This window comes from Henriciella barbarensis, from assembly GCF_003576345.1.
GTDB lineage: Bacteria > Pseudomonadota > Alphaproteobacteria > Caulobacterales > Hyphomonadaceae > Henriciella > Henriciella barbarensis.
Map to the genome: position 1 here is coordinate 282,771 of NZ_QWGB01000014.1, position 21,550 is coordinate 304,320.

The window sequence follows — 21,550 nt, forward strand, 5'->3', positions numbered from 1 at the left end:
ATGGCTGTCTTCGACTATCAGGCCATCGGAACGGACGGGAAAAAGACGCGCGGCGTCATCACCGCAGATTCCGCCCGCGCCGCCCGCAAGGAGCTGCGCCTGCGCCAGCTTTCGCCCCTCTCCATTGCTGAGAGCCGGAAGGTCCGCGAGGGCACGTCAGCCACAGGGCACGACCAGAAATTGGCTGGTAGTGACCTCGTCGTAGCGACCCGGCAGCTTGCGCTTTTGGTCAAAGCGGGGACGCCGGTAGAGGAAGCTATCGGATCGGTCGCCGCAGAGGCTGAGAAGCCCGCCACCCGCAAGGTGTTTGTCGGTGTGCGATCCTCAATCACCGACGGTCATTCCGTGTCCGAAGCGCTTAACACGGCGCCAAAGGCTTTCCCGAATTTCTACCGGGCTGTTGTCTCTGCCGGGCAGGCCTCAGGCCGTCTTGATGAAGTGCTTGAGCGCCTTGCCGTTCACCTCGAGAAATCGCGCAAAATGCGCAACAAGATCCTGTCGGCGCTGATCTACCCAATTGTTCTCGGCGTCATTGCACTGATCGTTGTGACGCTGCTCATGGTCTTCGTTGTGCCGGCGATCGTCGAGCAGTTCGACACGCTGGGGCAGGATCTTCCGTGGCTCACCGAGGCTGTGATCGCGGTTTCGAATTTCCTGCGCCAGTGGGGCATCGTCGTCCTATTGCTGCTCATTGCAGGCGTCTGGGGGCTGCGTCGCCTGTTTCGCCAGCCCGGTATTGCTGAAGCGCGTGACCGATTCATTCTTTCGCTGCCTGTCGTCGGGCGGCTCTCGCGCGGTGTGTCGGCGGCCGCCTTCGCCCGCACTTTCGCAACGCTTTCGGCATCTGGTTCTCCGGTGCCTGACTGTCTCAGTGCGGCGCGCGGCGCGATGTCGAACGCCGTGTTCCGGAAAGCCACTCTGTCCGTGAGACGCCGGGTGGAAGAAGGCACCGGCCTTGCCCGTGCCATGCGCGCCGAACGCGTATTCCCGCCCATTCTTCTGCACATGGTCGCGAGCGGCGAGCGCGGCGGCGATCTTGCCGGCATGATGGAGCGGGCTGCCGACTACCTCGAAGACGAGTTCGACAATGCGTCGACTGTCGCGCTCGGCCTGCTGGAGCCGATCATGATCGTGATCCTCGCCGGCATCGTCGCGCTGATCGTGCTGTCCATTATGTTGCCCATTCTTCAGATCAACCAGCTGGCCATCGGCTAGCGCCAACGGAGACGAAACTCATGTTCGCGAGAAAACACCGTCAGGCACACCATAGGCCACAGTCGAAAGAAGCAGGCTTTACGCTGACCGAAATCATGGTCGTCGTCTTCATCATCGGCCTTCTGTCGTCAGTTGTGCTGTTCAACGTTCTGGGCGCGCGTACCGATGCGCAGGTGAAGACCGCGCGCACGAATGTCACCGCGCTCACCAATGCGCTCGAGCAGTACAGCCTCGATATGTATGATTACCCGACGCAGCAGCAGGGTTTGGATGCTCTCGTGAATGAGCCGGATGGCGCAAGCACGGCGGGTACTTACCGCTCTGGCGGTTACATCAACTCTGTCCCACTCGACCCGTGGGGCCGCCCCTTCATCTATGAGCGTCCGGGCGAGAAATCTGGCCGCGCCTACGATCTTTATTCGCTCGGCGCTGACGGTCAGGAAGGCGGCGAGGACGAGAACGCAGATATTGGAAACTGGAGCTAGCGCTTGCCGGCAGCGCGCTATCACCTGACCCGGCGCGACGCCGGGATGACGCTGGTCGAGGTGATGATGGTTATCTTCATCATCGGCCTTGCGACAACGGTTGCCGTGATCACGCTCCCCCCACGTGAGACGGCTGAAGCGCGTATTCTTCGGCAGGTGGAAACCGCCCTCGGACAGGCCCAGGACCGCGCCGTACTGACGGGAGAGGTCATCGGGCTGCAGCAGACCGAAGCAGGGTTCGAGCTGCTCAGTTGGACCGGTGAAGAGTGGCTTCCTCTTCAGGGCGGTCTGCTTCGCCTGCCAGCTGATGTGGAGGTCGAAATCCTGCCCCCTGAGGACCAGCGCCGAAGGGCCAGGGAAGCCCCCGAACGCATCGTTTTCAATCCGCTAGGGCGTGCCGAACCGATTACCCTATCGGTCAGCCGGCGGGGCTGGTCGGAGCGTATTTCGCTCAATTCCGATAGAGAGGTCGCTGACAATGCAGACCTCTAGCAGCCGATCAGAGCGACAACGGGGCTTCAGCCTCGTGGAGACCGTGGCTGCCCTCGGCATCCTGTCGCTCGCGGCCATCCCGTTAATGCAGCTTGCGACAAACGCTGTGCAGAACACAGGCCGTCTGGAAGTACGCTTGCTCGCCCGAACCACCGCAGAGAACGCCCTGACGCGGGCAGTATCCAGCCGTGAGCCGATTGAGCTCGGACTCTTTGAAGGAAGTGAGATCCAGATGGGACGGCCCTTTGAATGGGACCTCACCGTCTACCCAACCGATCGCCCGACACTATTCCGTTTTGAGGTCAATGTCAGGGAAGAAGGGCGCGATCAGATCCTCGCCCGTCTCATGACGCTGAAGGGGGTTCCTGCACCGAGCACGGCAAGCGACACCGCAAGCGAAGCGGAGGGCGTCGAATGATGCGCACGCCTTTCCAGGCTGGCTTCACACTGGTCGAGACGCTTGTGGCGCTCCTGATCCTGTCCATCATGGCGGTGGCGGGCGGGAGCATGCTTCTTGGCGCGACGAGCGCGGGAAAACAGGTGCGCGAGCGCGAAGCCTACATTCGCTCCCTCGATCTGGCGCAGGCCTATATCCGCGGCGACCTTGAGGCGGCGACACCGCGCGCCGCCGAAACCGCGAGCGGTCGTGGCGGGCCCATGGGTCTTACGGGCGGCGACACCTCGCAAACTGACGCCCTGATCAGCTTTGTCCGCAATGGCTGGATCAATCCCGAACAGGCAGAGGCGCGCTCTGGCCTTCAGTATATCCGCTATGAGCTGACCCCAGATGGCGATCTTGTCCGGATCGCCGCGTTACGTCCCGACCCGATTGAGGCAACTCCGACAGTCAGCCAGGTCCTTCTGAGCGGCGTAGAGAGTGTGAACCTCACCTTCTGGCGCGGGAATGAAATGTCGCTCTATTGGGAAGGCACCGCAAATGGTGCTCCCACAGGTCTACCGGATCGGATTGATATGGACATCCGTTTCGACGACCAGCGCTCTCTTCTCATTTCCAGCCTCGCGGGCGGGGTGGGTAGATGAGGCCACACGCGCAGAAATCTGAAGAGGGTGTCGCCCTCGTCACCGTGCTGATGATTGTCGCGGCCATGTCCGCCGTCGCTGTGACACTGAGCGCAGCCGTCATGTCCGCAACCGCCAGGGCGCGAACGGTCGACGCAGCAAGCCAGGCTGACTGGCTGGCGCTCGCCTCCGAAGAGGTCGGGCGTGCGCTCATCAAGGAGATGTTCGCCGCCAGCGAAGGGCGCCTGTCCGCAGATATGCCGGGCTTTGCCGAACCTGTCCGCTTTCCGATAGAGGGCGGTGAAATCATGATGCGCGCCAATGATGGCGGTAATTGCTTCAACGTGAACCGCCTCAGAATAACGCCTGCCCGGTCAGACGAAAACGCCGTTGGCGTATCAGGACCGAATGCGGCCGAGGACTATGAGAGTTTGCTAAAGCTCGCGGAAGTTGGCGATCAGAATCTGATGGGCCTCGTCTATAGTGCGGCGGACTGGATTGATACCGACCAATCGCCTGGGCTGAATGGAGCAGAGAACGCTTATTACGCCTCGTCTGGTCTCCAGTATCGCACGCCAGGCCTGCCGATGATTGATGCCTCAGAGCTGCGCGCTGTTCGCTACTACACGCCGGACGTCATGGATGCGCTTGAGCCGCTGGTCTGCGCCCTGCATGAATCCGAGGAGCAAACGCTCAACATAAACACGCTGACAGCTGCACAGGCGCCGCTTCTCTCGCTTGCCTTCTCTGGTGCCCTCAGTGTCGAGGCTGCGGGCGACCTCATATTTCAGCGGCCGGTCGGTGGGTGGCCAGATGTCGAGACATTTCTCACGGAGCCTGCAATCCGCCAGATTTCACCCGACCTGCGCCGAAGCGAATTACTGTCCGTTCAGAGTGAATATGTCCGGGTGCAAGCCGCCATCGATTTTGCGGGCACACGCCGCACAGTGGAGATCATGTATCGCCGCAATGGCGCGCAGCGCATCGAAACGGTATGGCGGGAGCGTAAAGGATAGACCGTGGCCAATCTCTATATCCTCATTCCCGCCTCTGAGGCCGGTACGCCGATTTTCGGGTGGCATACGAACGGAATCTGGCGATTTGCCGAGACGATGCCAGAAGGTACCGACGACTTCTTCCCGGTCGCCATAGTGCCGGGCACCGCGGCCACGCGTCACGCAGTGCAGATTGCCGCCACCCGCCCCGCTGAAGTGCGTCAGGCAGCCCTTTTCGCTGTCGAGGACGATGTGGCAGAGCCTGTGGACCGGCTTCACATTGCGCTTGGTCGTCCTGACGCGGAAGGCGCGCGCGAGGTGCTCGTCACGTCTGCGGCCGACATGGCCCGCTGGATGGCCTGGCTGTCGGCTCATCAGCTCGGCAATTGCGACCTTGTTTGTACGCATAGCCTCATGCCGGACGATGCCGACGCCTTCGAAGGGCCAGCAGAGATACTTCTTCGCCGCGAGGGCCGAGGCTTTGCGGTTGATGCGGCGATACCAGATGATGTTCTGCGCCTGATCCATCCGGCACCGGACAGTGTGTACGGCGCATCGCTCGCGCGGCGGCTTGGCATTCCGCCAGCCGGAGAAGGCGCGCTTTCGGGCGAAGATTACATCAAGACGCTGGCTGGCGTTTATGAAAACGCGGAGCCCGGCTCCATCATTTCGCTTCGCCAGGGCGTCTATGCCCGGCGTCGGAATATGGGGCTGGACGGCGCTGGTCGCTGGCGCTTCGCTGGGCTGCTTGCGGCTGCAGCGGCAATTCTCTGGCTTGCCAGCGTCGGCCTCGAAACGGCCGCTTATCAGAATCAGGCAGATAGCCTACGCACGCAAACCGTGGACCTGATTTCAACAGCTGTGCCATCCGCCAATGGAAATGTGGACGCGGCGCTCACCCAGCTTCGTCAGACGCAGCGCATCGGCACGTCAGCCGTGCGCCCGACCATCGCGTCGGCTGCGCTCTACCAGGCGCTGGCAGCTGCAGACGGCGCCGAGATCCGTACGCTGCGCTACGACGCGTCTGCCGGCCAGCTCACCGCGCTCGTGCTGATCGGTAATTATGCGGAGGCCGATGCCATTGCCGCGCAGCTGGAGGCAGCAGGGCTTGGCGTCACGCTTGGGCAAGCCCGCCAGACGGGAGATCAGGTTCTGGCGGAACTAACGATTGAAGGAGCAGGGTCATGAGGACCTGGTGGACTGGGCTCACGCTTCGCGAACAACTTCCCATCGGCGCAGCAGGTGCGCTGCTTGCGATCCTGATCATCTGGTATGGAATTGTCTCGCCGCTCCTGACGGCGCGCGCAGATGCGCGCCTCGACCGTGAGCGGGCCGCATTTGACTTGGCTCAGATAGAACGCCTGCTCGCCGTCCAGCGCGCGCAAATGCCACTATCAGCTGGTGTCACGTCAGCCGGGCGCGCACCTTACACCGGCGACGCTTTCAAGACCGAAGTCACGCGCGCGGCCCAGGGCGCTGGCCTGGCGATTTCGCGGCTTCAGGGCGGCGAGGCCGGACGTTTCTCTCTTGTCTTCGAGCAAGCTGATGCGCGCCAGCTATATTACTGGATGAATGAAGTGGAAAACCGCCTCGGCGGACGGATAGATCGTATGAGTATTGAGCAGTCTTCAGATGATCGCGTGCGCGCGACAATCGATGTGGTGTCAGGAGGCTGAACACATATGCGGGTATTTCTTATCGTTGCTGCACTCATCGCGCTCATCTGGGCTGGCGTGTCTCAAATTCCGCTCGGCTTTGCGCTTCGCCAGCTTCCGTTGAACGCGATGGGCGTGAACTGGACCCAGTCTGAAGGCACCATCTGGAATGGCCGGATCATGGGGGTCTATCTCAACGGCCAGCCAGTCGGCGATATAGATGTCGCGCTCCAGCCGATGTCCCTTGTTACCCTTCATCCGAAGGTCGACTTTCAGTGGGGCGGCGCAGGCGGGCGCGGTGCCGGTACCGTCGGCATGAGCGGTGATACGATCAGCGCCTCCGACCTACGCATCGAGCAACGCATTTCAGCGATGGAGAGCCTGTCTCCGGAAGTGCGTGCGGCCGGCGGTGTTTTCCGACTCTCCCAGGGCGCTCTGCGTATCGAAGGCAACCAATGCATCTCGGCGACCGGGCGATTGAGTTCTGATACGCTATCCATTGCAGCCGAGCAGTTCGGCCGTGAGTTCTCCGACCTGTCAGGCACGCTGGATTGTGTCGACGGCGCGTTCAGCATCGACCTGAATGGCTCTGCGCCAACCGGCGATACTGTGGCTGTCGCTGCGGAGGCAACGCTCTACGGACGGTCTGAAATCAGGATCGTCGCGAACACCAATGATGATGAGATCGAATCGCTGCTCGCGAGTGCAGGCTTCAATCGCCGCGATGGCGTCTGGACCTTTATTCGCGAAACGAGCGCATCGGGGCAGGGGACATAATGAAACGAATCGTATCCTCCATCGTAGCTCTGGCAGCGCTTGCCGCATGCGAAAGCGTCGGCGCCGCGGACAGTACCAAGGTACCAGAAACGCCTCGAGCGGAGCGCTCCGCTGCTGACCAGGCGCTCGCCGCGCAGGGGCTCGCCCCTGCTGTCAGCGTTATCCCCCAGTCCGGTCTTCAGGCGCAGACGCTCGCAAGCAATGAGTGTGGCCTCTTCCTGTGGAGCAAGACCCAGCCAGACCGGCTCATCTTCTTCCAGCGCGCCGCGAGCGGTCAGGCACGCATGATCATCGCCAATGAAACCATCGATGCGGTGCAGACAGCGAATCGCGGTGGCATTTTCGGACAGTTCATGACCAAGCAGGTCTTTCTCACGCCGTCAGGCCAGCAAGTGCTTGTCAGTTTCGAGCCCGGCGAAGAGCTGCAGGGCGGCCAACGCATCGATAATGGGCGCCTGACCATCACGGCCGAAGAAGGCTGGCGCACGGTCATTCCAGTGCTCGGCGTAAGCGCCTGCAAGCCCTGAAGGGCGCTGCAACAACATCAACTTGATTGTCTGGGGGGAAGTGGCTCCGCGAGTAGGACTCGAACCTACGACCGGGCGATTAACAGTCGCCTGCTCTACCAACTGAGCTATCGCGGATCACTTGCGAGACGGCTCCAATACCAGAGCAAACGCGCGTGTCAAACACCCTGCTGCAGCGTCTGACAAAAAAAGGGCGGGAGACTGAAAATCTCCCGCCGAGGCGTTGGGTGATGGTGGGTGTCTCCAAAGAAGACGAGTGTAGATATGAGTCGGAATGGTTAATGCGCCGTAAAAGGATTAACGAAAATCCCGCTGGGATTCACAATAGACCAGTGACTATCGCCAAACCCTGTCTGCAGTGGGTTTTCGCAAGAGCGTTTCCGACTTCGACGGAAACGCGGAAGCGAGCAAGGCGAGCCCGGCGCGAATGCGCCGCCCCCGCGGAGCCGCCCGCATCAGCGGGCTGGCGTGAGCGCAAACACACCGACGACCGATCCCGCTGAAAGCGGAATTGGTCTAGGCGTCCTTGTAGACAGGCTTCCGCTTCTCGATGAAGGCCTGCATGCCTTCCTTGACGTCTTCAGTGCCGGCGCAGAGCACCTGATTCCGGTTCTCGATCGCCATCGCCGCCTCAAGGCTGGCAGCATCGACGGCCATGTTGAGCCCTTCCTTGGTGAGGCGGAGGCCCATAGGGGAAGTGGCCAGCATCTCTTCGACAAAGACCTCGCCCGCCGAATCAAGTTCGGCGTCCGGCACAATCTGGTTCACAAGGCCAACGGCCAGCGCGCGGTCTGCATGGATGAACCGGCCGGTCATCATCAGCTCTGACGCAATCGTCACCCCGACAAGGCGCGGCAGGAAATAGCTCACACCCATATCGCAGGCCGAGAGACCGAGTTTGATGAAAGCGGCGTTCATTTTCATGCTTTCACCGCCAATGCGGATGTCGGAGGCGAGCGCGAACGCAAATCCACCGCCGCAGGCTGCGCCCTGGACCAGCGAGATAATCGGCTGCGGACAACGGCGCATCTTGATGTAGACGTCCGCCAGATATCCCTGGAAGCCGAACCCGCCCCCGAAGGGCGTCTCGTTTTCGCCGCGCGCCTTGATGTCGAGACCGGCGCAGAATGCGCGCCCAGCGCCCTTCATCACCACGATCCGGCAATCGCGGTTGTGGAACAGGCCGCCGAAATAATCAGACAGCTCACCCACCATCTCTGTGTTGATGGCGTTCAGCATGTCCGGGCGGTTGAGCGTCAGGTAATGGACGCCGCCGCGCACCTCGACGCTGATCGTCTTGTAATCGTGCATGGAGTTTCTCCCTTTGGCCCTAGCGTGAACCCTGGCCGTCATCGACGCGGATGCAGGTGCCCGTGACGGCATCCGAAGACGGGCCGACCAGGAACAGGAGCGCGGCGTCGAGCTGAGCCGGGTTGCCGATTCGCTTGCGCGGGAAGTGCTGGGCAATGTCGCCCATCCGCTCCAGCATGCCGTCCATCATCTCGGACTCGAAGGCACCTGGGGCGATGGCGTTGACGTTGATGTGATTGCGGCTCCACTCCACCGACAGCGTCTCTGTAATCCGCACGACAGCGGATTTTGACACCGAATAGAGCGCGGCACCGTTGCCAGCATAGTGATAGGCTGCCGCGGATGCGATATTGACGATCCGACCGGGCTTGTCCGCAGCCATGAGGCGGCGAGCCACTTCACAGCTGAGCACGAACGGGGCGCGGACATTGATGTCCAGCACGCGGTCGATCAGCTCGATATCCATCTTGTGGGCGCGCTGGGCGTCGGGGATACCGGCATTGTTGACGAGGATCGTAACAGTGCCGAGGGCCTCTTCAGCCTTTGCAATTGCGGCAACCATCTGGTCGGCGTCTGTCGCATCCATCTGCACGGGCAGGGCGGTGCCGCCAGCGTCCTTGATTTCCTTCGCCAGTGTTTCCAACCGGTCCAGGCGCCGGGCCGCGATGGCGACCTTGGCGCCCTGACTGGCCAGAACCTTGGCGAAGCGAAGACCAAGCCCGGACGATGCGCCGGTGACCAGCGCGACTTGTCCGGAAAGGTCAGTCGAATTGTTGGGTAGGGGATAGCTCATGCTTTCGCCTTTCCGCTTGTCGGGATTTCCTTGAATGGCACGTCTTTGTCGACGCGGATATCGCCCGGCAGGCCAAGCACGCGCTCGCCAATGATGTTGCGCAGGATTTCGTCAGAGCCGCCCTCGATCCGGGTAGCAGGAGAGCGCATCAGCATGGCCTGGAAGCGGCCATTCTGTGGGCTGTCCTCATCCCAGACGACGCCAGCCTCGCCTTGCAGGTCGAGCGCATACATGGCGAGTTCCTGCATCGTTGCGCCAGCGACCAGCTTGCCGATGGAGTTCTCCGGTCCCGGCGTCTCACCTTTCGAAAGTGCCGAGATTGCGCGCATGCCGGTATATTTCAGGCCGCTTTGCTTGACAGCAAACTGGGCGAGCTTGGAGCGCACGCCAGAATCGGCCGTCGCCGCTTCGCCGTCGATTTCCATGTCCATGCAGAACTTGAACAGCTCTGGAAAGCCGGTCGACATGCCAGAGCCAATGGACAGGCGCTCATTCATCAGCGTTGTGAGCGAGACTTTCCAGCCATTCCCGACATCGCCAAGGCGCTGGTCATCAGGGATGCGGACATCATCGAAATAGACCTCATTGAAGCCCGATGCGCCGTTGGCCTGTTTGATCGGCACGACTTTCACGCCGGGGCTGTCCATGCGCAGGAAGAACATGGTGAGGCCCTTATGCTTCGGCACGTCCGGGTCTGTGCGGGTGATCAACAGACCCCAGTCGGAGTTCTGTGCGCCGCTGGTCCAGATCTTCTGGCCATTGATGATCCAGTCGCCGGAGCCGTCGTCGGCCTTCACCGCCTTGGTGCGTAGGCCAGCAAGGTCAGAGCCGCTGGCAGGCTCAGAGAAGAGCTGACACCAGACTTCCTCGCCGCTTGCGAGTGGGGGCAGCAGGCGCTCTTTCCATTCTTCATTGGCCCACTCCATAACAGTCGGGCCGCACATGCCGTGACCGATCGTGAAGAGGCCCGAAAGCACAGAATAGGGGCCTTCTTCCTGGCTCCAGATCACGCGCTCCATGGCAGAGCGTGCGCCGCCGCCATATTCCTTTGGCCAATGAAGACAGGCCCAGCCGGCTTCGGCTTTCTTCTTCTGCCATGCCTTGGACGCCTTGATCGGGTCTTCGCTTTCGAGGCCATTCGAGCCGAAGCTCGCACGCTTCAGTTCGGCTTCGAGGTGTTTCGGCGCATTCGCGTCCAGCCAGCTGCGGACCTCTTTGCGAAATTCAGCTTCTTGCGGTGTATCGTTGAAATCCATGATGTTTTCCCTTCCCTTCTAGGCGGCCGCTTCGACGTTGCCGGCGCTCATCCGTTCGATGAGCAGGCTCTCCCAGGTGGAAAGCGAGCCGATTGTCAGGGCCAATGCATTGGAGCGGCGGTAATAGAGGTGGCAGTCGAACGCCCAGGTGAAGCCCATGCCGCCATGGACCTGGATGTTGTTCTTGGCGCAGTGTTGGAAGGCATTCGTCGCCGAAACACGAGCGGTCGCCGCCGCAATCGGTAGCTCTGCCGCGCTGGAGGACAGCGCCCAGGCACCATAGTAGCAATTTGAACGCGCCAGCGTGGCCGACACGTACATATCTGCCAGCATGTGTTTGATCGCTTGGAATGAGCCGATCTGTCGACCAAAGGCCATACGCTCCAGCGCATAGTCGCGGCCGATCTCAAGCGCGCGGTCTGCGCCGCCCAGCTGTTCAAAACCAATCAGGATAGCCGCGCGGTCCATGACTTGCGTCGCAATATGCCAGCCATCACCGGCGCTGCCGATACGGGTCGCAGGCGTACCTTCGAAAGTGAGCTTTACCTGTCCGCGGGTCGGGTCAATCGAATCGAGCGTTTCGCGGCTGACACCACTACCGGACAGGTCGACGAGGCAGAGCGACAGGTCGCTGCCTTCGTTGGCCAGAACGATAGCGAAGTCTGCAATTCCGCCATCGGTAATCGGGGCCTTGGTGCCAGACACCGTCTTACCGTCAAAAGTCAGGGCGACTTTCGCAGGTTTCATCCTGCCAGTGCCTTCACTGATGGCCCAGCAACCAATTGCTTCACCGGCAGAGATCTTCGGCAGCCATTCCTGCTTCTGGTCTTCGCTGCCGGCCTGCATCAGGCATTCAGCGCCAAGATAGACCGTCGATGCGACGGGCACCGGCGCAAGGACGCGGCCGAGTTCTTCTGCGACGACGCAAAGCTCTAGATGGCCAAGGCCAACACCACCATATTCTTCCGGGATTGCCGCGCCCAGCACACCAAGGTCAGCCAGCCCCTGATACAGTTTGGCGTCATACTGGTCATCGCCTTCCAGGATCGCGCGAACCGCTGCCGGTGGGCAATTCTCCTTCAGGAAGCGTCGCACCTGATCGCGCAACTGTTTCTGTTCATCTGAAAAATCGAGATTCATCGGTGTTGTCCGTCCCTTTCTGGCCGCGGCTTTGGCGCACGCTGATTTGATTATGGACGGAAATGAGGGCCATGCGGCCGGGTCAGTCAATCATGCCGCCACGTTACGGGGCGCGGTGAGCTTCAAGCCTCCCGTGGGGAAGGCTTGTCATTCGGGTTTCTGACCGTCAGCGCTAGGAGGCAAACGGTTTAGGGAGAGGAAGCATGGACACAGGTGTAGACCTCGAGCGGCTCGAATCCTGGATGAATGAGCAATCGCTTGGAACCGGCCCAATCGAGAACGCCGTGCGCCTCGCGGGAGGTACGCAGAACATCCTCCTGAAGTTCGACAGGGCAGGGCGCACCTATGTCCTCCGCCGTCCGCCGCTGTCACTGCGTGGTAACTCCAATGAGACGATGCGGCGAGAAGCGCGCGTACTTGCGGCAATAGCCAATTCCGATGTTCCACATCCCGGTCTCATTGCGGCTTGCGGCGATGATAATGTGCTTGGCGCGGCGTTCTACCTGATGGAGCCCGTCGATGGGTACGCCCCATCACAAGGCCTGCCAGAGCCATTCGTCAGCTCACCAGACCTTCGCCACCAGATGGGGCTCTCTCTTGTCGATGGCATCGCGGCGCTCGGCGCAATCGACTATGAAGCGGTCGGCCTTACCGGCCTTGGCAAACCGGACAATTATCTTGAGCGTCAGGTCAGCCGCTGGAAGTCTCAACTCGAGAGTTATGCTGAGGTCCCCGAATGGGACGGGCGCAAGGACATAGAGGGCGTGAACCGCGTCGGCGACTGGCTGGAGGCGAACCGGCCAGGCACGTTCCAGCCCGGTATTATCCACGGTGACTACCACCTCAACAATGTCATGTACCGCTATGACCGCCCAGAGCTCGCCGCCATCGTCGACTGGGAACTGACCACGATTGGCGATCCGCTTCTTGACCTTGGCTGGTTGATGGCGACCTGGCCAGATGAAACCGACCTCGAAGAAGGTGGCACTGTCACTGTCCGGCCTTGGGACGGCTTTCCAACAGCAAACGAACTCATCGCCCATTATGAGGCGCAATCAGATCGCGACCTCTCTAACATCCATTGGTATGGCGTGCTGGCATGTTACAAGCTGGGTATCATTCTGGAAGGAACGTACGCACGGGCATGCGCAGGAAAGGCGCCGAAAGAAATTGGCGACGCACTTCATGCCAGCACAATCAGGCTGCTGAGGCGGGCGCTGCGCTGGATCGATTGAAACGGAAAACTCTGGAGGCCCCGGCCGGAATCGAACCGGCGTACACGGATTTGCAATCCGCTGCGTCACCACTCCGCCACAGGGCCGTGCCGAGAGAAGGAGCGTCGAATAGCAGTGCTCCGGGCAGCATGCAATGTGCGATTGCGGCGTTTCGCACATAGGCCCGCCGTTGCACCTTCAAGCGGGCTAAGATAAGGCGACTGCAAGCAGCACTTATTGCCTGAAAGGTTGCGCCAATGGACTTTGCGAAGATGCGCCGGATCATGGTGGATTCACAGATCCGCCCGAATGATGTGACCGACCCCGAGGTCGTCTCTGCCTTTCTGCGTACCCCGCGCGAAGCCTTCGTACCCAAGAGTGAGCAGGCAATTGCCTATGCCGAGTATGAGATCGAGACGAGCGAAGGCCGCTCGCTCTGGACCCCGCGTGACATCGGCAAGATGATCCGCTCGCTCGACCCTCAGCCGAACGACATCGCGCTCGTGATTGGTGCAGGTGCAGGCTATGAAACGGCCATTCTCTCCCATCTTTGCGAGACCGTGATCGCGCTTGAAGAAGACGAGGCTCTTGTTGATGAGCTGACATCGCGGCTCGCCAGCCTTGATTATGACCGCGCCGTCGCGGTTCAGGGCGATCTTCGTGACGGTCTTGCAGACCAGGCACCTTTCGACATCATCCTCGTCTGCGGCCTGATCGAGCAGGCCCCGGAAGCCTGGTTCAACCAGCTCGCAGAAGGTGGCCGTCTCGGCGCGCCGGTCCTGGCTGGCCGTGACCTTGGCCGCGCGCGCATCTGGACGAAGGCAGGTGAAACCGTCTCTTTCCGCGAGGTCTTTGACTGCTGCCCGCCGCGCCTTCCGGGTTTCGAAAAGCCGCAAAGCTTCGTTTTCTAGCGCCCCGAAAACACGGATCCGACCAGTGCTCGGCTTCCCTTGGGCGAACGTCGCTCAGGAAGTGAACACTGTTCACTTTTTCTGAAAAGACGTATAGGGTCATCCCTGCCGAGGGAGGGCACGACCGATGCGTCGCATAAGAAAAACGGCGTCACTACTGGTATCCGGACTGGCGATCGCCGCCTTGCCGGCTGGCGCAGAAACACTGCAGGACGCCTTGTCAGCGGCCTGGCTGAACAATCCGGCGCTGGAGGCCGAGCGCGACTCCACCGAAATCGCGAGTGAGCGGATCGAGCAGGCGCGTGCACAGAGAAAGCCGCGCGTCACGCTCTTCGGCAGCTATGTCTACGAATCGATCGATTCCAACAGGCCATTCGCTTTGAATCTCGGAGACCGCCCCGTCGCCTCGGCGCAGCTTGAGGCGCGGCTGCCAGTCTATACAGGCGGCCGCCTCAGCGCCGGGATCGCGCAGGCCGAGACCGGCGCGCTCGCCGCCGTCGCGCAGCTTGAATCCGCCAGTCAGTCCATCCTTCTCGATACGCTGATCGCCTATGTCGACATCATAAGGGCGCGGGAAGTCATCGCGATCCGGCTGAACAGTATCCGCCTTCTGGAAGGTCAGTTCACCGCTGCATCTGACCGGTTCGAAGTCGGTGACACCACCCGGACCGATGTGTCGCTCGCCCGCGCGCGGCTGGAGGGTGGCCGGGCCGCACTCGCATCGGCAGAAGCAGACCTCGAAGGCGCGCTTGCCCAGTACGCGCTGCTGACCGGACTGGAGGCGTCGGAGATGCTCGCACCGGTCCCGCCGCTGCCAGAGCTGCCGGACACATTCGAAGCCGCGCTCGCCCGCGCACTCGACGCCAATCCCGATATCGAAGCCGCTCGCCTTGGCGAACAGGCCGCCAGGCAGGGCATTGAGGTTGCCCGTGGCGCGCTAAAGCCCGAAGTCTCTGTCATCGCGCAGGCCGGCGTTCAGGAATACCACACGGACGGCTTCACCGATTCGAGTATCGTCGCCGGGGCCCAGGCCAGCGTGCCACTATTCACCGGTGGGCTGAACACATCGCTCGTCCGTGAAGCCCAGATCGCGCGCCGTCAGGCAAACAGCCAGATCGCGCTCAGTGAACGAATCGTTCGTACACAGGTCGCCCGCGCCTGGTACAGTTTTCAGGCGGCCGACCGCGCCGTCGACGCGTCCGCTCGTCAGGTCGAGGCGGCGGAACTGGCCTATGAAGGCGCGCAGGAAGAACTCAGCGTCGGCGTGCGCACAACGCTCGATGTGCTCGATCAGGAACAGCAACTTCTGGAGGCGCGGCTGTCACGCGTGACAGCAGAACGCGACCGCTATGTCGCCGCGCATGCGCTTCTCGCCGCGATGGGGGATTTGACACCCACCCGTCTTGGCCTCCAGCATGGTTAAGAGCTGATACGAAAGTTCGCCTGACCGGTGTAATCACGTTCGAATCCGTCATAACATCATGTTAACTGGCGCGGTATAGCCGGATCAGGGCATAAATTCTTTTCTGCGGGAGCTGAAAATGGCTGACAAAGCGCAATCCGAGCCGACGATGGAGGAAATTCTTGCGTCTATCCGCAAGATTATTGCCGACGATGGTCCTTCTTCGTCGACAGGTGATGGGGACGCGCCGCAGGCCGCCCGCTCGGTTGATGTAAACGTTTCAGATGATGATGATTTCGGTGACCTTTCGCTGGACGACGTCGTGGCCGAAACCGAATCGGATGAAGTCAACAATCCTGAGGACGATTTTTTCGCCCAGCAGGAGAAAGCCCACGGCGATGCTGACTTCGACCTGATGGAAGGTCAGGACGCGTCGGGCAGCCTTCTTTCAGACGCTGATGACGACATGTTCGAAGACCTGACGGCGGAAGTCGGCACATCGAGCGAGCCCGAATTCGCGCCGGAAGCGCCGCAGCCTTTCGAAGCCGAACACGACGACCTGGAAGATTTCGGTCTTGAGACGTTCGACGAAAAGCCAACTGTCGATGCGCCCGCCTTCGAGGAAGCCGCAAGGTCGCCCGGCGCCACCTGGTCGCCACAGGAACTGGCGGCGCCGCGGACAGAAGCCGATAGCTCGACATATGCCCGTGAAGAAAGCGGTCATGAGGTATCGAGCGAGGATGACGGCGACTGGTCGACGGAAGAAAGCTTTGAAGACAACTCGTTTGAGCCTGTCGCACCACTCGAAGGTGTCGCGCCACAGCCGGAACCGACCGAGCAGGGCTTGACGCCAGAGCCGCAGGCCGCCGAATTCACCGCCAGCTTCGATGCCGCGCCACCCGTCGAGGTGGAGCCGGAGACTGAGCCATCCATTGCTGATTTCAGCCCGCCACAACCAGAGCCGGAGCCTCAGATGACCGAACAGACAACTTCGTCAGACCCAACGGGCGGCGACGCGCTTACCGATGAGCGTATCGCTGGAGCGGCCGCGACGGCGCTCGGCAAGCTCATGGTCAAGCGCTCCGCTGAGGAAGAGGCCAACCCGAACACGCTCGATGGCCTGATGCGCGAACTTCTGCGCCCGATGATCAAGGAATGGCTCGACGCCAACCTGCCAACGATCGTTGAGCGCAAGGTCGAGGAAGAAGTACAGCGCATCGCCCGCATGGCGCGCTAGACCCTCGTTCTTACCCTGATATAGAGACGAGGCGCGCCCTGAACCGGCGCGCCTTTTCTTTTGTAAACTGACCTGATGATGGACCGACGACATGCTTGACCAACGCTTCGATCCCAAGAGCGCCGAAGGGCGCATCTATGAGCGCTGGGAAGAGGCGGGCTGCTTCCGCCCTTCCGGCGATACGAGTGCTCAGGCCTATTCGGTCGTCATCCCGCCGCCAAACGTCACCGGCGTCCTGCATATGGGCCACGCGCTCAACAATACGCTTCAGGACATCCTGATCCGGTTTGAGCGCATGCGCGGCAAGAATGTCCGCTGGCAGCCGGGCACCGACCATGCCGGTATCGCGACACAGATGGTGGTTGAGCGCCAGCTTGCAGAAGCCGGCAATGAAAGCCGTGCCAGCCTTGGCCGCGAAGCGTTTGTCGACCGCGTCTGGGAATGGAAAGAGAAATCCGGCGGCCAGATCATCCAGCAGCTGAAGCGTCTTGGCGCGTCCTGCGACTGGGAGAATGAACGCTTCACCATGGGCGACCGGGACAATCCCGACGACCAGATGCAGGAAGCGGTCCGCAAGGTCTTCGTCGACCTCTACAATCAGAAGCTCATTTACCGCGACAAGCGCCTCGTAAACTGGGATCCGCATTTCCAGACAGCCATCTCAGATCTCGAAGTCGAGCAGAAAGAAGTGCAGGGCGCTTTCTGGCACCTTCGCTATCCGCTCGCGGATGGCGTCACCTATGAACACCCGGTCAAGGACGAAGACGGCAATCCGGCTGGCACCGAGACGCGTGATTATATCGTCGTTGCGACAACGCGGCCCGAGACGATGCTCGGTGATACAGGCGTTGCCGTTCATCCCGATGATGAGCGCTATAAAGGCCTCATCGGCAAGTTCGTCGACCTGCCCATCGTCAACCGCCGCATCCCGATTGTTGCTGATGAACACGCCGACCCTGAAAAGGGCTCGGGCGCTGTGAAGATCACGCCAGCCCACGACTTCAACGACTTCCAGGTCGGCGAGCGCGCGGGCCTGCCGCGCCTCAATATCCTGACTAACATCGCGGCCATCGTCGATGGTGGCGAAGCCGATGCGGCCGGCGTCCCCGACGCCTATCGCGGTCTCGACCGTTATGAGGCGCGCAAGAAAATCGAGGAAGATTTCGACGCGCTCGGCCTTTTGGTCGAGATCGAGAAGAAAAAAGTCGAGCAGCCCTTCGGCGACCGCTCCGGCGTCGTCATTGAGCCGTGGCTGACGGACCAATGGTATGTGAATGCCGAAGAACTGGCCAAACCTGCGATCGCGGCTGTCCGCGAAGGCCGCACCAAATTCGTGCCCGAAAACTGGACCAAGACCTATTACAACTGGATGGACAACATCCAGCCATGGTGCATCTCCCGCCAGCTCTGGTGGGGGCACCGGATTCCGGTGTGGTACGGCATTGATCGGAAAATTGTCGGTGGCGAAGGCTCAGTGGGTGCCGTTGGTTGGGCTGAGGAATATATTGACGAAGAAGGCAAGACTTCAACTCGACCGGCGCTGTCTTACTTCGTGAAGTTGACCGAGGCAGAAGCCGTCGATGCTGCTTTAAATGCTGCGAAGTCAATGCACGCCGGCTTCGAAAGCGTTGTTTTAGTTTCTAGTCGTAAGGAAGCCGAAGAGATCTTTGAGCAGCAGGTTTCAAAAGTGAGAACTGAGGCTGATCCAACGCTTGTGTACCCGGTGTGGCAGGACGAAGACGTCCTCGACACCTGGTTCTCGTCCGCGCTCTGGCCATTCTCCACACAGGGCTGGCCGGAGAAGGCAGACGACCTGCAAACCTATTACCCGACCAGCGTGCTGATCACCGCGCATGACATCATCTTCTTCTGGGTCGCCCGGATGATGATGATGGGCATTCAGTTCATGGACGGCGAAATCCCGTTCCACGATGTCTATATCCACGCCCTCGTCCTCGACGAGAAGGGCCAGAAGATGTCGAAGTCCAAGGGCAATGCCATGGACCCGCTGGAGCTGATCGACCAGTACGGCGCCGACGCGCTCCGCTTCACCTTTGCCCGTCAGGCCGCACAGGGGCGCAATATCCGCCTCTCGCCGCAGGCGGTCGAAGGCTATCGCAACTTCACGACCAAGCTTTGGAACGCGGCCCGTTTCGCAGAGATGAACCAGTGCGAGTTCGGCCACGACCTCGAGCCGGGCGATCTCAAACTGCCGCTCAATCGCTGGATCGCGGCAGAGCTAGGCAAGGCGGCGGCGGCGGTCACCACGGCGCTTGAAGCCTACAAGTTCAATGAAGCCGCCGAAGCACTCTACCAGTTCATCTGGAACGTGCTCTGCGACTGGTACATCGAACTCATCAAACCGGTCATGAATGGCGAGGATGAAGCCGCCAAGGCCGAGACCCGCAAGGCCTGCGGCTGGGTCATCGACCAGACGCTGAAGCTGCTCCACCCGTTCACGCCTTTCGTCACCGAAGCTCTCTGGAGCCAGACCGAGCAGGAAGGCCGCAAGCGCCCTGACTTCCTCATGGTTCAGGACTGGCCGGCCTTTGCGGACGCGTGGGCCGACAGCGATGCCGAGGCAGAGCTTCAATGGGTGCTCGATACCGTGTCAGAGATTCGCTCCACGCGGGCCGTCCTCAACGTGCCGGCTGGCGCGCAGGTCGCTGCCTCGCTCATCGGCGCCTCCGACAAGGTGAAGGGCTGGGCCAAGGAGAACGAGACGCCGATCCGGCAACTCGCTCGCCTGTCTGCCTTCGTTATCGCTGCTGAAAAGCCCGCCGGCGCCGTCACCATCGCGTCTGGCGAAGAAACGATCGCGCTTGAAGTGCAGGAGTTCATCACCCTGTCTGATGAGGTTGCGCGTCTCGACAAGGAGATGGCGAAACTCTCCAAGGACATTGAGGGTACCGAAAAGAAACTCTCTAATCAGAACTTCGTCTCGAAGGCCCCGCCAGAGGTCGTCGAAGAAAACCGCGAACGGATTACTGAGTGGACGGCGACGCTTGCAAAGCTCCGGTCGGCCCGCGATCAGCTCGCTGATCTTTCTTGAGCATGAGGCCTGAGCTTGAGGCCAGAAGGTGAGGTAAGAGGATGAACTGGTTGATTTTCGTTGGCATCGCCGCCTTCGTAATCTTTGACATCGGCATTCTCTTTTACCTGCTTCGCAAGGCGAACCGGCCGGGCGGCCTCCACGGCCGGTCCGGTCCTGGGCCGCGCGAATAGGTCGAGCCCTTGGGGGCTGCCCTTGCCAATGGCCACCCGAAGCTTGCACATTGGCGACCAGAGAACGCCCCCAGTTTCAGCGAGGAATTGCCATGTACCGCGCCGCCGCCAGCTTTTGTCTTGGTCTCACACTTGTCGCCTGTGCGCCCGAAGCGCCAGAACAGTCAGAGCTGAATGCCGCTGTAGAAGCAGATTCCGAAGCGGCGACGGAGGCCACCCCGTCAGCGGATACGGAGACCGAAATGGCGGCAGCTGAGCGCCCAGACTGGCGGATCGTGATCCATGGCGGGGCAGGGGTCATCCTGCGAGAGAACCTCTCCGATGAGCAGGAAGCAGCCTATACCGCCGCCCTCGAAACCTCGCTCCGTGCTGGCGCCGACGTGCTCTCAAACGGTGGCAGCTCGCTTGATGCTGTCCAGGCTGCCGTCCTCACAATGGAAGACGATCCGCTCTTCAATGCGGGTTTCGGCGCGGTGATGACCGCCGACCGCATGCATGAGCTTGATGCCTCCATCATGGAAGGCAGCCAGCGTGATGCCGGCTCTGTCGCGGGCGTAACCCGGGTCAAGAACCCGATCCTCGCCGCCCGCGCTGTGATGGATCAGTCGGAACACGTCATGTTTGCAGGCGACGGCGCCGACAGCTTTGCTGAATCGGTTGGCCTCGACATGGTCGAGAATTCCCATTTCACCACGGACCGCCGCCGCGAAGCGCTTGAGCGCGTCCTCGACACACAGCAGCGCACCGACGCGGATCGCCACGGCACGGTCGGCGCCGTAGCTATTGATCAGAATGGTAATCTCGCTTCGGCCACGACAACAGGCGGCATGACCGCCAAGATGCACGGCCGCATCGGCGACTCGCCTCTCATCGGCGCGGCGACCTATGCCCAGAACGGCGTGTGCGCCGTTTCCGCCACCGGTCACGGCGAATACTTCATTCGGGTGGGCGTCGCCAAGACAATCTGTTCGCGCGTCGAACTGGCAGGCGAAGACATTCAATCAGCTTCAGAAAACACGCTCGGCCAGGTTGCTGATCTTGGCGGCGATGGCGGCGTGATCGTTATGGGCGGCGAAGGTGAGTATGCCTACGTCTTCAATTCCGCCGGCATGTATCGCGGCATGATGGACGCCGACGGCACACTGGAAACGGCTATCTTCGAGGCTGACGAGTAATTACGCTGCCGGGATGAGCTGTCCGCCAGTCAGCGCCGCAGCTTTGCAACGCAGCCTGTAAGGAGGGGACCGTAGGAATGGCAGCTGATCTCACAGGCGTTACCATCCGCGCTGCTGTGCCGGGTGACGCCGCCGCGCTGGAAGAACTTGGCCAGCGCACCTTTCTTGAAAAGTTTGGTCATCTTTATGCCAAGGCCGATCTCGACACCTATCTCGAAGAGGCTCATGCCCAGACGTTCTACGCTCATATGATCGACAGCCCGGACTACCTCGTCCGGCTCGCCGCTCTGCCAGATGGTGCGCTTGGGGCCTATCTCGTCTGCTCGCCGCTGGAGTTGCCCGCAGATGATGCGAAGGAGGGGGCGGTGGAGCTGATGCGGCTCTATGTTGATACGCCGTTGCAGGGCAGGGGGCTCGGTTCGCACTTTATTGGCGAGGCCGTGGACTGGGCGAAGATCTCTAGAGCGCCGGAACTCTATCTGAGCGTCTTTTCCGAAAACGAAGATGCGCGCAGGCTGTATGAGCGGCATGGCTTCGAGAAAGTGGGAGAGTTCGACTTCCCTGTCGGGAATCACCTCGATCTTGAATTCCTGATGCGCCTGAAATTGGAATAAAATTGCGCAGGGTATGCGCTGCATCGGCAAAAACACCGTCAGTACACCGTCACTGCACTGTGTTTTGAGGGCTAAGGGGCAGAATTTTTCGCACACTTTCCGGCGG

The 21,550-nt window shown here is 61.0% G+C and carries 22 protein-coding genes and 2 tRNA genes; 18 read left to right on the forward strand and 6 right to left on the reverse strand.

The window, feature by feature from the left end; all coding sequences use genetic code 11:
• From gspF to D1224_RS15770, 10 genes are read left to right on the forward strand one after another with little or no spacing between them, the layout of a single operon-like run.
• Window positions 1–1,215 (forward strand): type II secretion system inner membrane protein GspF, encoded by a 1,215-nt coding sequence (gspF, locus tag D1224_RS15725; protein WP_119380876.1) that lies wholly within the window; start codon window positions 1–3, stop codon window positions 1,213–1,215.
• Window positions 1,216–1,235: 20 nt separating this feature from the next.
• Window positions 1,236–1,700, forward strand: a complete 465-nt coding sequence (gene gspG / locus D1224_RS15730; RefSeq protein WP_119380877.1) for a type II secretion system major pseudopilin GspG — start codon at window positions 1,236–1,238, stop codon at window positions 1,698–1,700.
• 3 nt (window positions 1,701–1,703) lie between these two features.
• Window positions 1,704–2,192 carry a GspH/FimT family pseudopilin gene (locus tag D1224_RS15735; RefSeq protein ID WP_119380878.1) on the forward strand — a complete coding sequence of 163 codons (489 nt, stop codon included), beginning with the start codon at window positions 1,704–1,706 and terminating at the stop codon, window positions 2,190–2,192.
• The gene (gene gspI, locus D1224_RS15740; RefSeq protein WP_119380879.1) at window positions 2,179–2,610 is read left to right on the forward strand and encodes a type II secretion system minor pseudopilin GspI; all 432 of its coding nucleotides are present in this window, start codon (window positions 2,179–2,181) and stop codon (window positions 2,608–2,610) included. The genes D1224_RS15735 and gspI overlap by 14 nt, the downstream gene beginning before the upstream one ends.
• Entirely contained in the window at window positions 2,607–3,233 is a 627-nt protein-coding gene (gene gspJ, locus D1224_RS15745) for a type II secretion system minor pseudopilin GspJ (protein ID WP_119380880.1), read from the forward strand. The genes gspI and gspJ overlap by 4 nt, the downstream gene beginning before the upstream one ends.
• Window positions 3,230–4,228, forward strand: coding sequence for a type II secretion system minor pseudopilin GspK (gene gspK / locus D1224_RS15750; RefSeq protein WP_119380881.1), 999 nt, complete (start codon window positions 3,230–3,232; stop codon window positions 4,226–4,228). The genes gspJ and gspK overlap by 4 nt, the downstream gene beginning before the upstream one ends.
• Before the next feature lie 3 nt (window positions 4,229–4,231).
• Window positions 4,232–5,395, forward strand: coding sequence for a type II secretion system protein GspL (gene gspL / locus D1224_RS15755; protein ID WP_119380882.1), 1,164 nt, complete (start codon window positions 4,232–4,234; stop codon window positions 5,393–5,395).
• On the forward strand, window positions 5,392–5,883 hold the full coding sequence (gene gspM, locus D1224_RS15760) for a type II secretion system protein GspM (RefSeq protein WP_119380883.1): 492 nt from the start codon (window positions 5,392–5,394) through the stop codon (window positions 5,881–5,883). The genes gspL and gspM overlap by 4 nt, the downstream gene beginning before the upstream one ends.
• Before the next feature lie 6 nt (window positions 5,884–5,889).
• Window positions 5,890–6,639, forward strand: a complete 750-nt coding sequence (gspN, locus tag D1224_RS15765; protein WP_119380884.1) for a type II secretion system protein N — start codon at window positions 5,890–5,892, stop codon at window positions 6,637–6,639.
• The gene (locus D1224_RS15770; protein ID WP_119380885.1) at window positions 6,639–7,166 is read left to right on the forward strand and encodes a hypothetical protein; all 528 of its coding nucleotides are present in this window, start codon (window positions 6,639–6,641) and stop codon (window positions 7,164–7,166) included. Before gspN ends, D1224_RS15770 begins: the two co-directional genes overlap by 1 nt.
• A 41-nt stretch (window positions 7,167–7,207) precedes the next feature.
• Here the strand turns inward: D1224_RS15770 and D1224_RS15775 are convergent.
• The 5 genes from D1224_RS15775 to D1224_RS15795 form a co-directional block, all read right to left on the reverse strand.
• Window positions 7,208–7,283 (reverse strand) — tRNA-Asn (locus D1224_RS15775).
• Between the two features lie 399 nt (window positions 7,284–7,682).
• The gene (locus D1224_RS15780; RefSeq protein ID WP_119380886.1) at window positions 7,683–8,477 is read right to left on the reverse strand and encodes an enoyl-CoA hydratase/isomerase family protein; all 795 of its coding nucleotides are present in this window, start codon (window positions 8,475–8,477) and stop codon (window positions 7,683–7,685) included.
• A 19-nt stretch (window positions 8,478–8,496) separates the two neighbouring features.
• A complete protein-coding gene (locus tag D1224_RS15785) occupies window positions 8,497–9,270 on the reverse strand; it encodes an SDR family NAD(P)-dependent oxidoreductase (protein WP_119380887.1) in 774 nt (257 codons plus the stop codon).
• Window positions 9,267–10,526: an acyl-CoA dehydrogenase family protein gene (locus D1224_RS15790; RefSeq protein ID WP_119380888.1), complete on the reverse strand. Its 1,260-nt coding sequence runs from the start codon at window positions 10,524–10,526 to the stop codon at window positions 9,267–9,269. Before D1224_RS15790 ends, D1224_RS15785 begins: the two co-directional genes overlap by 4 nt.
• Before the next feature lie 18 nt (window positions 10,527–10,544).
• On the reverse strand, window positions 10,545–11,666 hold the full coding sequence (locus D1224_RS15795; RefSeq protein ID WP_119380889.1) for an acyl-CoA dehydrogenase family protein: 1,122 nt from the start codon (window positions 11,664–11,666) through the stop codon (window positions 10,545–10,547).
• A 203-nt stretch (window positions 11,667–11,869) separates the two neighbouring features.
• Between D1224_RS15795 and D1224_RS15800 the strand changes: the two genes are divergently transcribed.
• The gene (locus tag D1224_RS15800; RefSeq protein WP_119380890.1) at window positions 11,870–12,901 is read left to right on the forward strand and encodes a phosphotransferase family protein; all 1,032 of its coding nucleotides are present in this window, start codon (window positions 11,870–11,872) and stop codon (window positions 12,899–12,901) included.
• A gap of 12 nt (window positions 12,902–12,913) precedes the next feature.
• Here the strand turns inward: D1224_RS15800 and D1224_RS15805 are convergent.
• Window positions 12,914–12,987: transfer RNA gene (locus D1224_RS15805), tRNA-Cys, on the reverse strand.
• A 150-nt stretch (window positions 12,988–13,137) separates the two neighbouring features.
• On the opposite strand from D1224_RS15805, the gene D1224_RS15810 reads away from it, so the two are divergent.
• From D1224_RS15810 to D1224_RS15840, 7 genes are all read left to right on the forward strand, one after another.
• Entirely contained in the window at window positions 13,138–13,791 is a 654-nt protein-coding gene (locus D1224_RS15810; RefSeq protein WP_119380891.1) for a protein-L-isoaspartate O-methyltransferase family protein, read from the forward strand.
• A 127-nt stretch (window positions 13,792–13,918) separates the two neighbouring features.
• Window positions 13,919–15,214, forward strand: coding sequence for a TolC family outer membrane protein (locus tag D1224_RS15815; RefSeq protein ID WP_119380892.1), 1,296 nt, complete (start codon window positions 13,919–13,921; stop codon window positions 15,212–15,214).
• A 118-nt stretch (window positions 15,215–15,332) separates the two neighbouring features.
• Window positions 15,333–16,430 carry a DUF2497 domain-containing protein gene (locus tag D1224_RS16805; RefSeq protein WP_325051438.1) on the forward strand — a complete coding sequence of 366 codons (1,098 nt, stop codon included), beginning with the start codon at window positions 15,333–15,335 and terminating at the stop codon, window positions 16,428–16,430.
• Window positions 16,431–16,521: 91 nt separating this feature from the next.
• Window positions 16,522–19,482, forward strand: coding sequence for a valine--tRNA ligase (locus D1224_RS15830; RefSeq protein WP_119380893.1), 2,961 nt, complete (start codon window positions 16,522–16,524; stop codon window positions 19,480–19,482).
• A 41-nt stretch (window positions 19,483–19,523) separates the two neighbouring features.
• Window positions 19,524–19,655, forward strand: a complete 132-nt coding sequence (locus D1224_RS16785) for a hypothetical protein (RefSeq protein ID WP_267897104.1) — start codon at window positions 19,524–19,526, stop codon at window positions 19,653–19,655.
• A 92-nt stretch (window positions 19,656–19,747) separates the two neighbouring features.
• Window positions 19,748–20,830, forward strand: a complete 1,083-nt coding sequence (locus D1224_RS15835) for an isoaspartyl peptidase/L-asparaginase family protein (protein ID WP_119380894.1) — start codon at window positions 19,748–19,750, stop codon at window positions 20,828–20,830.
• A 77-nt stretch (window positions 20,831–20,907) separates the two neighbouring features.
• Entirely contained in the window at window positions 20,908–21,444 is a 537-nt protein-coding gene (locus D1224_RS15840) for a GNAT family N-acetyltransferase (protein WP_119380895.1), read from the forward strand.
• Window positions 21,445–21,550: the final 106 nt, after the last annotated feature.

Excerpts from the sequence above, each read along its gene's own strand:
- D1224_RS15790 (WP_119380888.1), bottom strand. The coding sequence starts at position 10,526 with ATGGATTTCAACGATACACCGCAAGAAGCTGAATTTCGCAAAGAGGTC.
- D1224_RS16805 (WP_325051438.1), top strand. The coding sequence starts at position 15,333 with ATGGCTGACAAAGCGCAATCCGAGCCGACGATGGAGGAAATTCTTGCG.
- gspN (WP_119380884.1), top strand. The coding sequence starts at position 5,890 with ATGCGGGTATTTCTTATCGTTGCTGCACTCATCGCGCTCATCTGGGCT.
- D1224_RS15830 (WP_119380893.1), top strand. The coding sequence starts at position 16,522 with ATGCTTGACCAACGCTTCGATCCCAAGAGCGCCGAAGGGCGCATCTAT.
- gspI (WP_119380879.1), top strand. The coding sequence starts at position 2,179 with ATGCAGACCTCTAGCAGCCGATCAGAGCGACAACGGGGCTTCAGCCTC.
- D1224_RS15785 (WP_119380887.1), bottom strand. The coding sequence starts at position 9,270 with ATGAGCTATCCCCTACCCAACAATTCGACTGACCTTTCCGGACAAGTC.
- D1224_RS15835 (WP_119380894.1), top strand. The coding sequence starts at position 19,748 with ATGTACCGCGCCGCCGCCAGCTTTTGTCTTGGTCTCACACTTGTCGCC.
- D1224_RS15810 (WP_119380891.1), top strand. The coding sequence starts at position 13,138 with ATGGACTTTGCGAAGATGCGCCGGATCATGGTGGATTCACAGATCCGC.
- D1224_RS16785 (WP_267897104.1), top strand. The coding sequence starts at position 19,524 with ATGAACTGGTTGATTTTCGTTGGCATCGCCGCCTTCGTAATCTTTGAC.
- gspF (WP_119380876.1), top strand. The coding sequence starts at position 1 with ATGGCTGTCTTCGACTATCAGGCCATCGGAACGGACGGGAAAAAGACG.
- gspJ (WP_119380880.1), top strand. The coding sequence starts at position 2,607 with ATGATGCGCACGCCTTTCCAGGCTGGCTTCACACTGGTCGAGACGCTT.
- gspK (WP_119380881.1), top strand. The coding sequence starts at position 3,230 with ATGAGGCCACACGCGCAGAAATCTGAAGAGGGTGTCGCCCTCGTCACC.
- D1224_RS15780 (WP_119380886.1), bottom strand. The coding sequence starts at position 8,477 with ATGCACGATTACAAGACGATCAGCGTCGAGGTGCGCGGCGGCGTCCAT.
- gspM (WP_119380883.1), top strand. The coding sequence starts at position 5,392 with ATGAGGACCTGGTGGACTGGGCTCACGCTTCGCGAACAACTTCCCATC.
- D1224_RS15815 (WP_119380892.1), top strand. The coding sequence starts at position 13,919 with ATGCGTCGCATAAGAAAAACGGCGTCACTACTGGTATCCGGACTGGCG.
- D1224_RS15770 (WP_119380885.1), top strand. The coding sequence starts at position 6,639 with ATGAAACGAATCGTATCCTCCATCGTAGCTCTGGCAGCGCTTGCCGCA.
- gspG (WP_119380877.1), top strand. The coding sequence starts at position 1,236 with ATGTTCGCGAGAAAACACCGTCAGGCACACCATAGGCCACAGTCGAAA.
- D1224_RS15800 (WP_119380890.1), top strand. The coding sequence starts at position 11,870 with ATGGACACAGGTGTAGACCTCGAGCGGCTCGAATCCTGGATGAATGAG.
- D1224_RS15795 (WP_119380889.1), bottom strand. The coding sequence starts at position 11,666 with ATGAATCTCGATTTTTCAGATGAACAGAAACAGTTGCGCGATCAGGTG.
- D1224_RS15840 (WP_119380895.1), top strand. The coding sequence starts at position 20,908 with ATGGCAGCTGATCTCACAGGCGTTACCATCCGCGCTGCTGTGCCGGGT.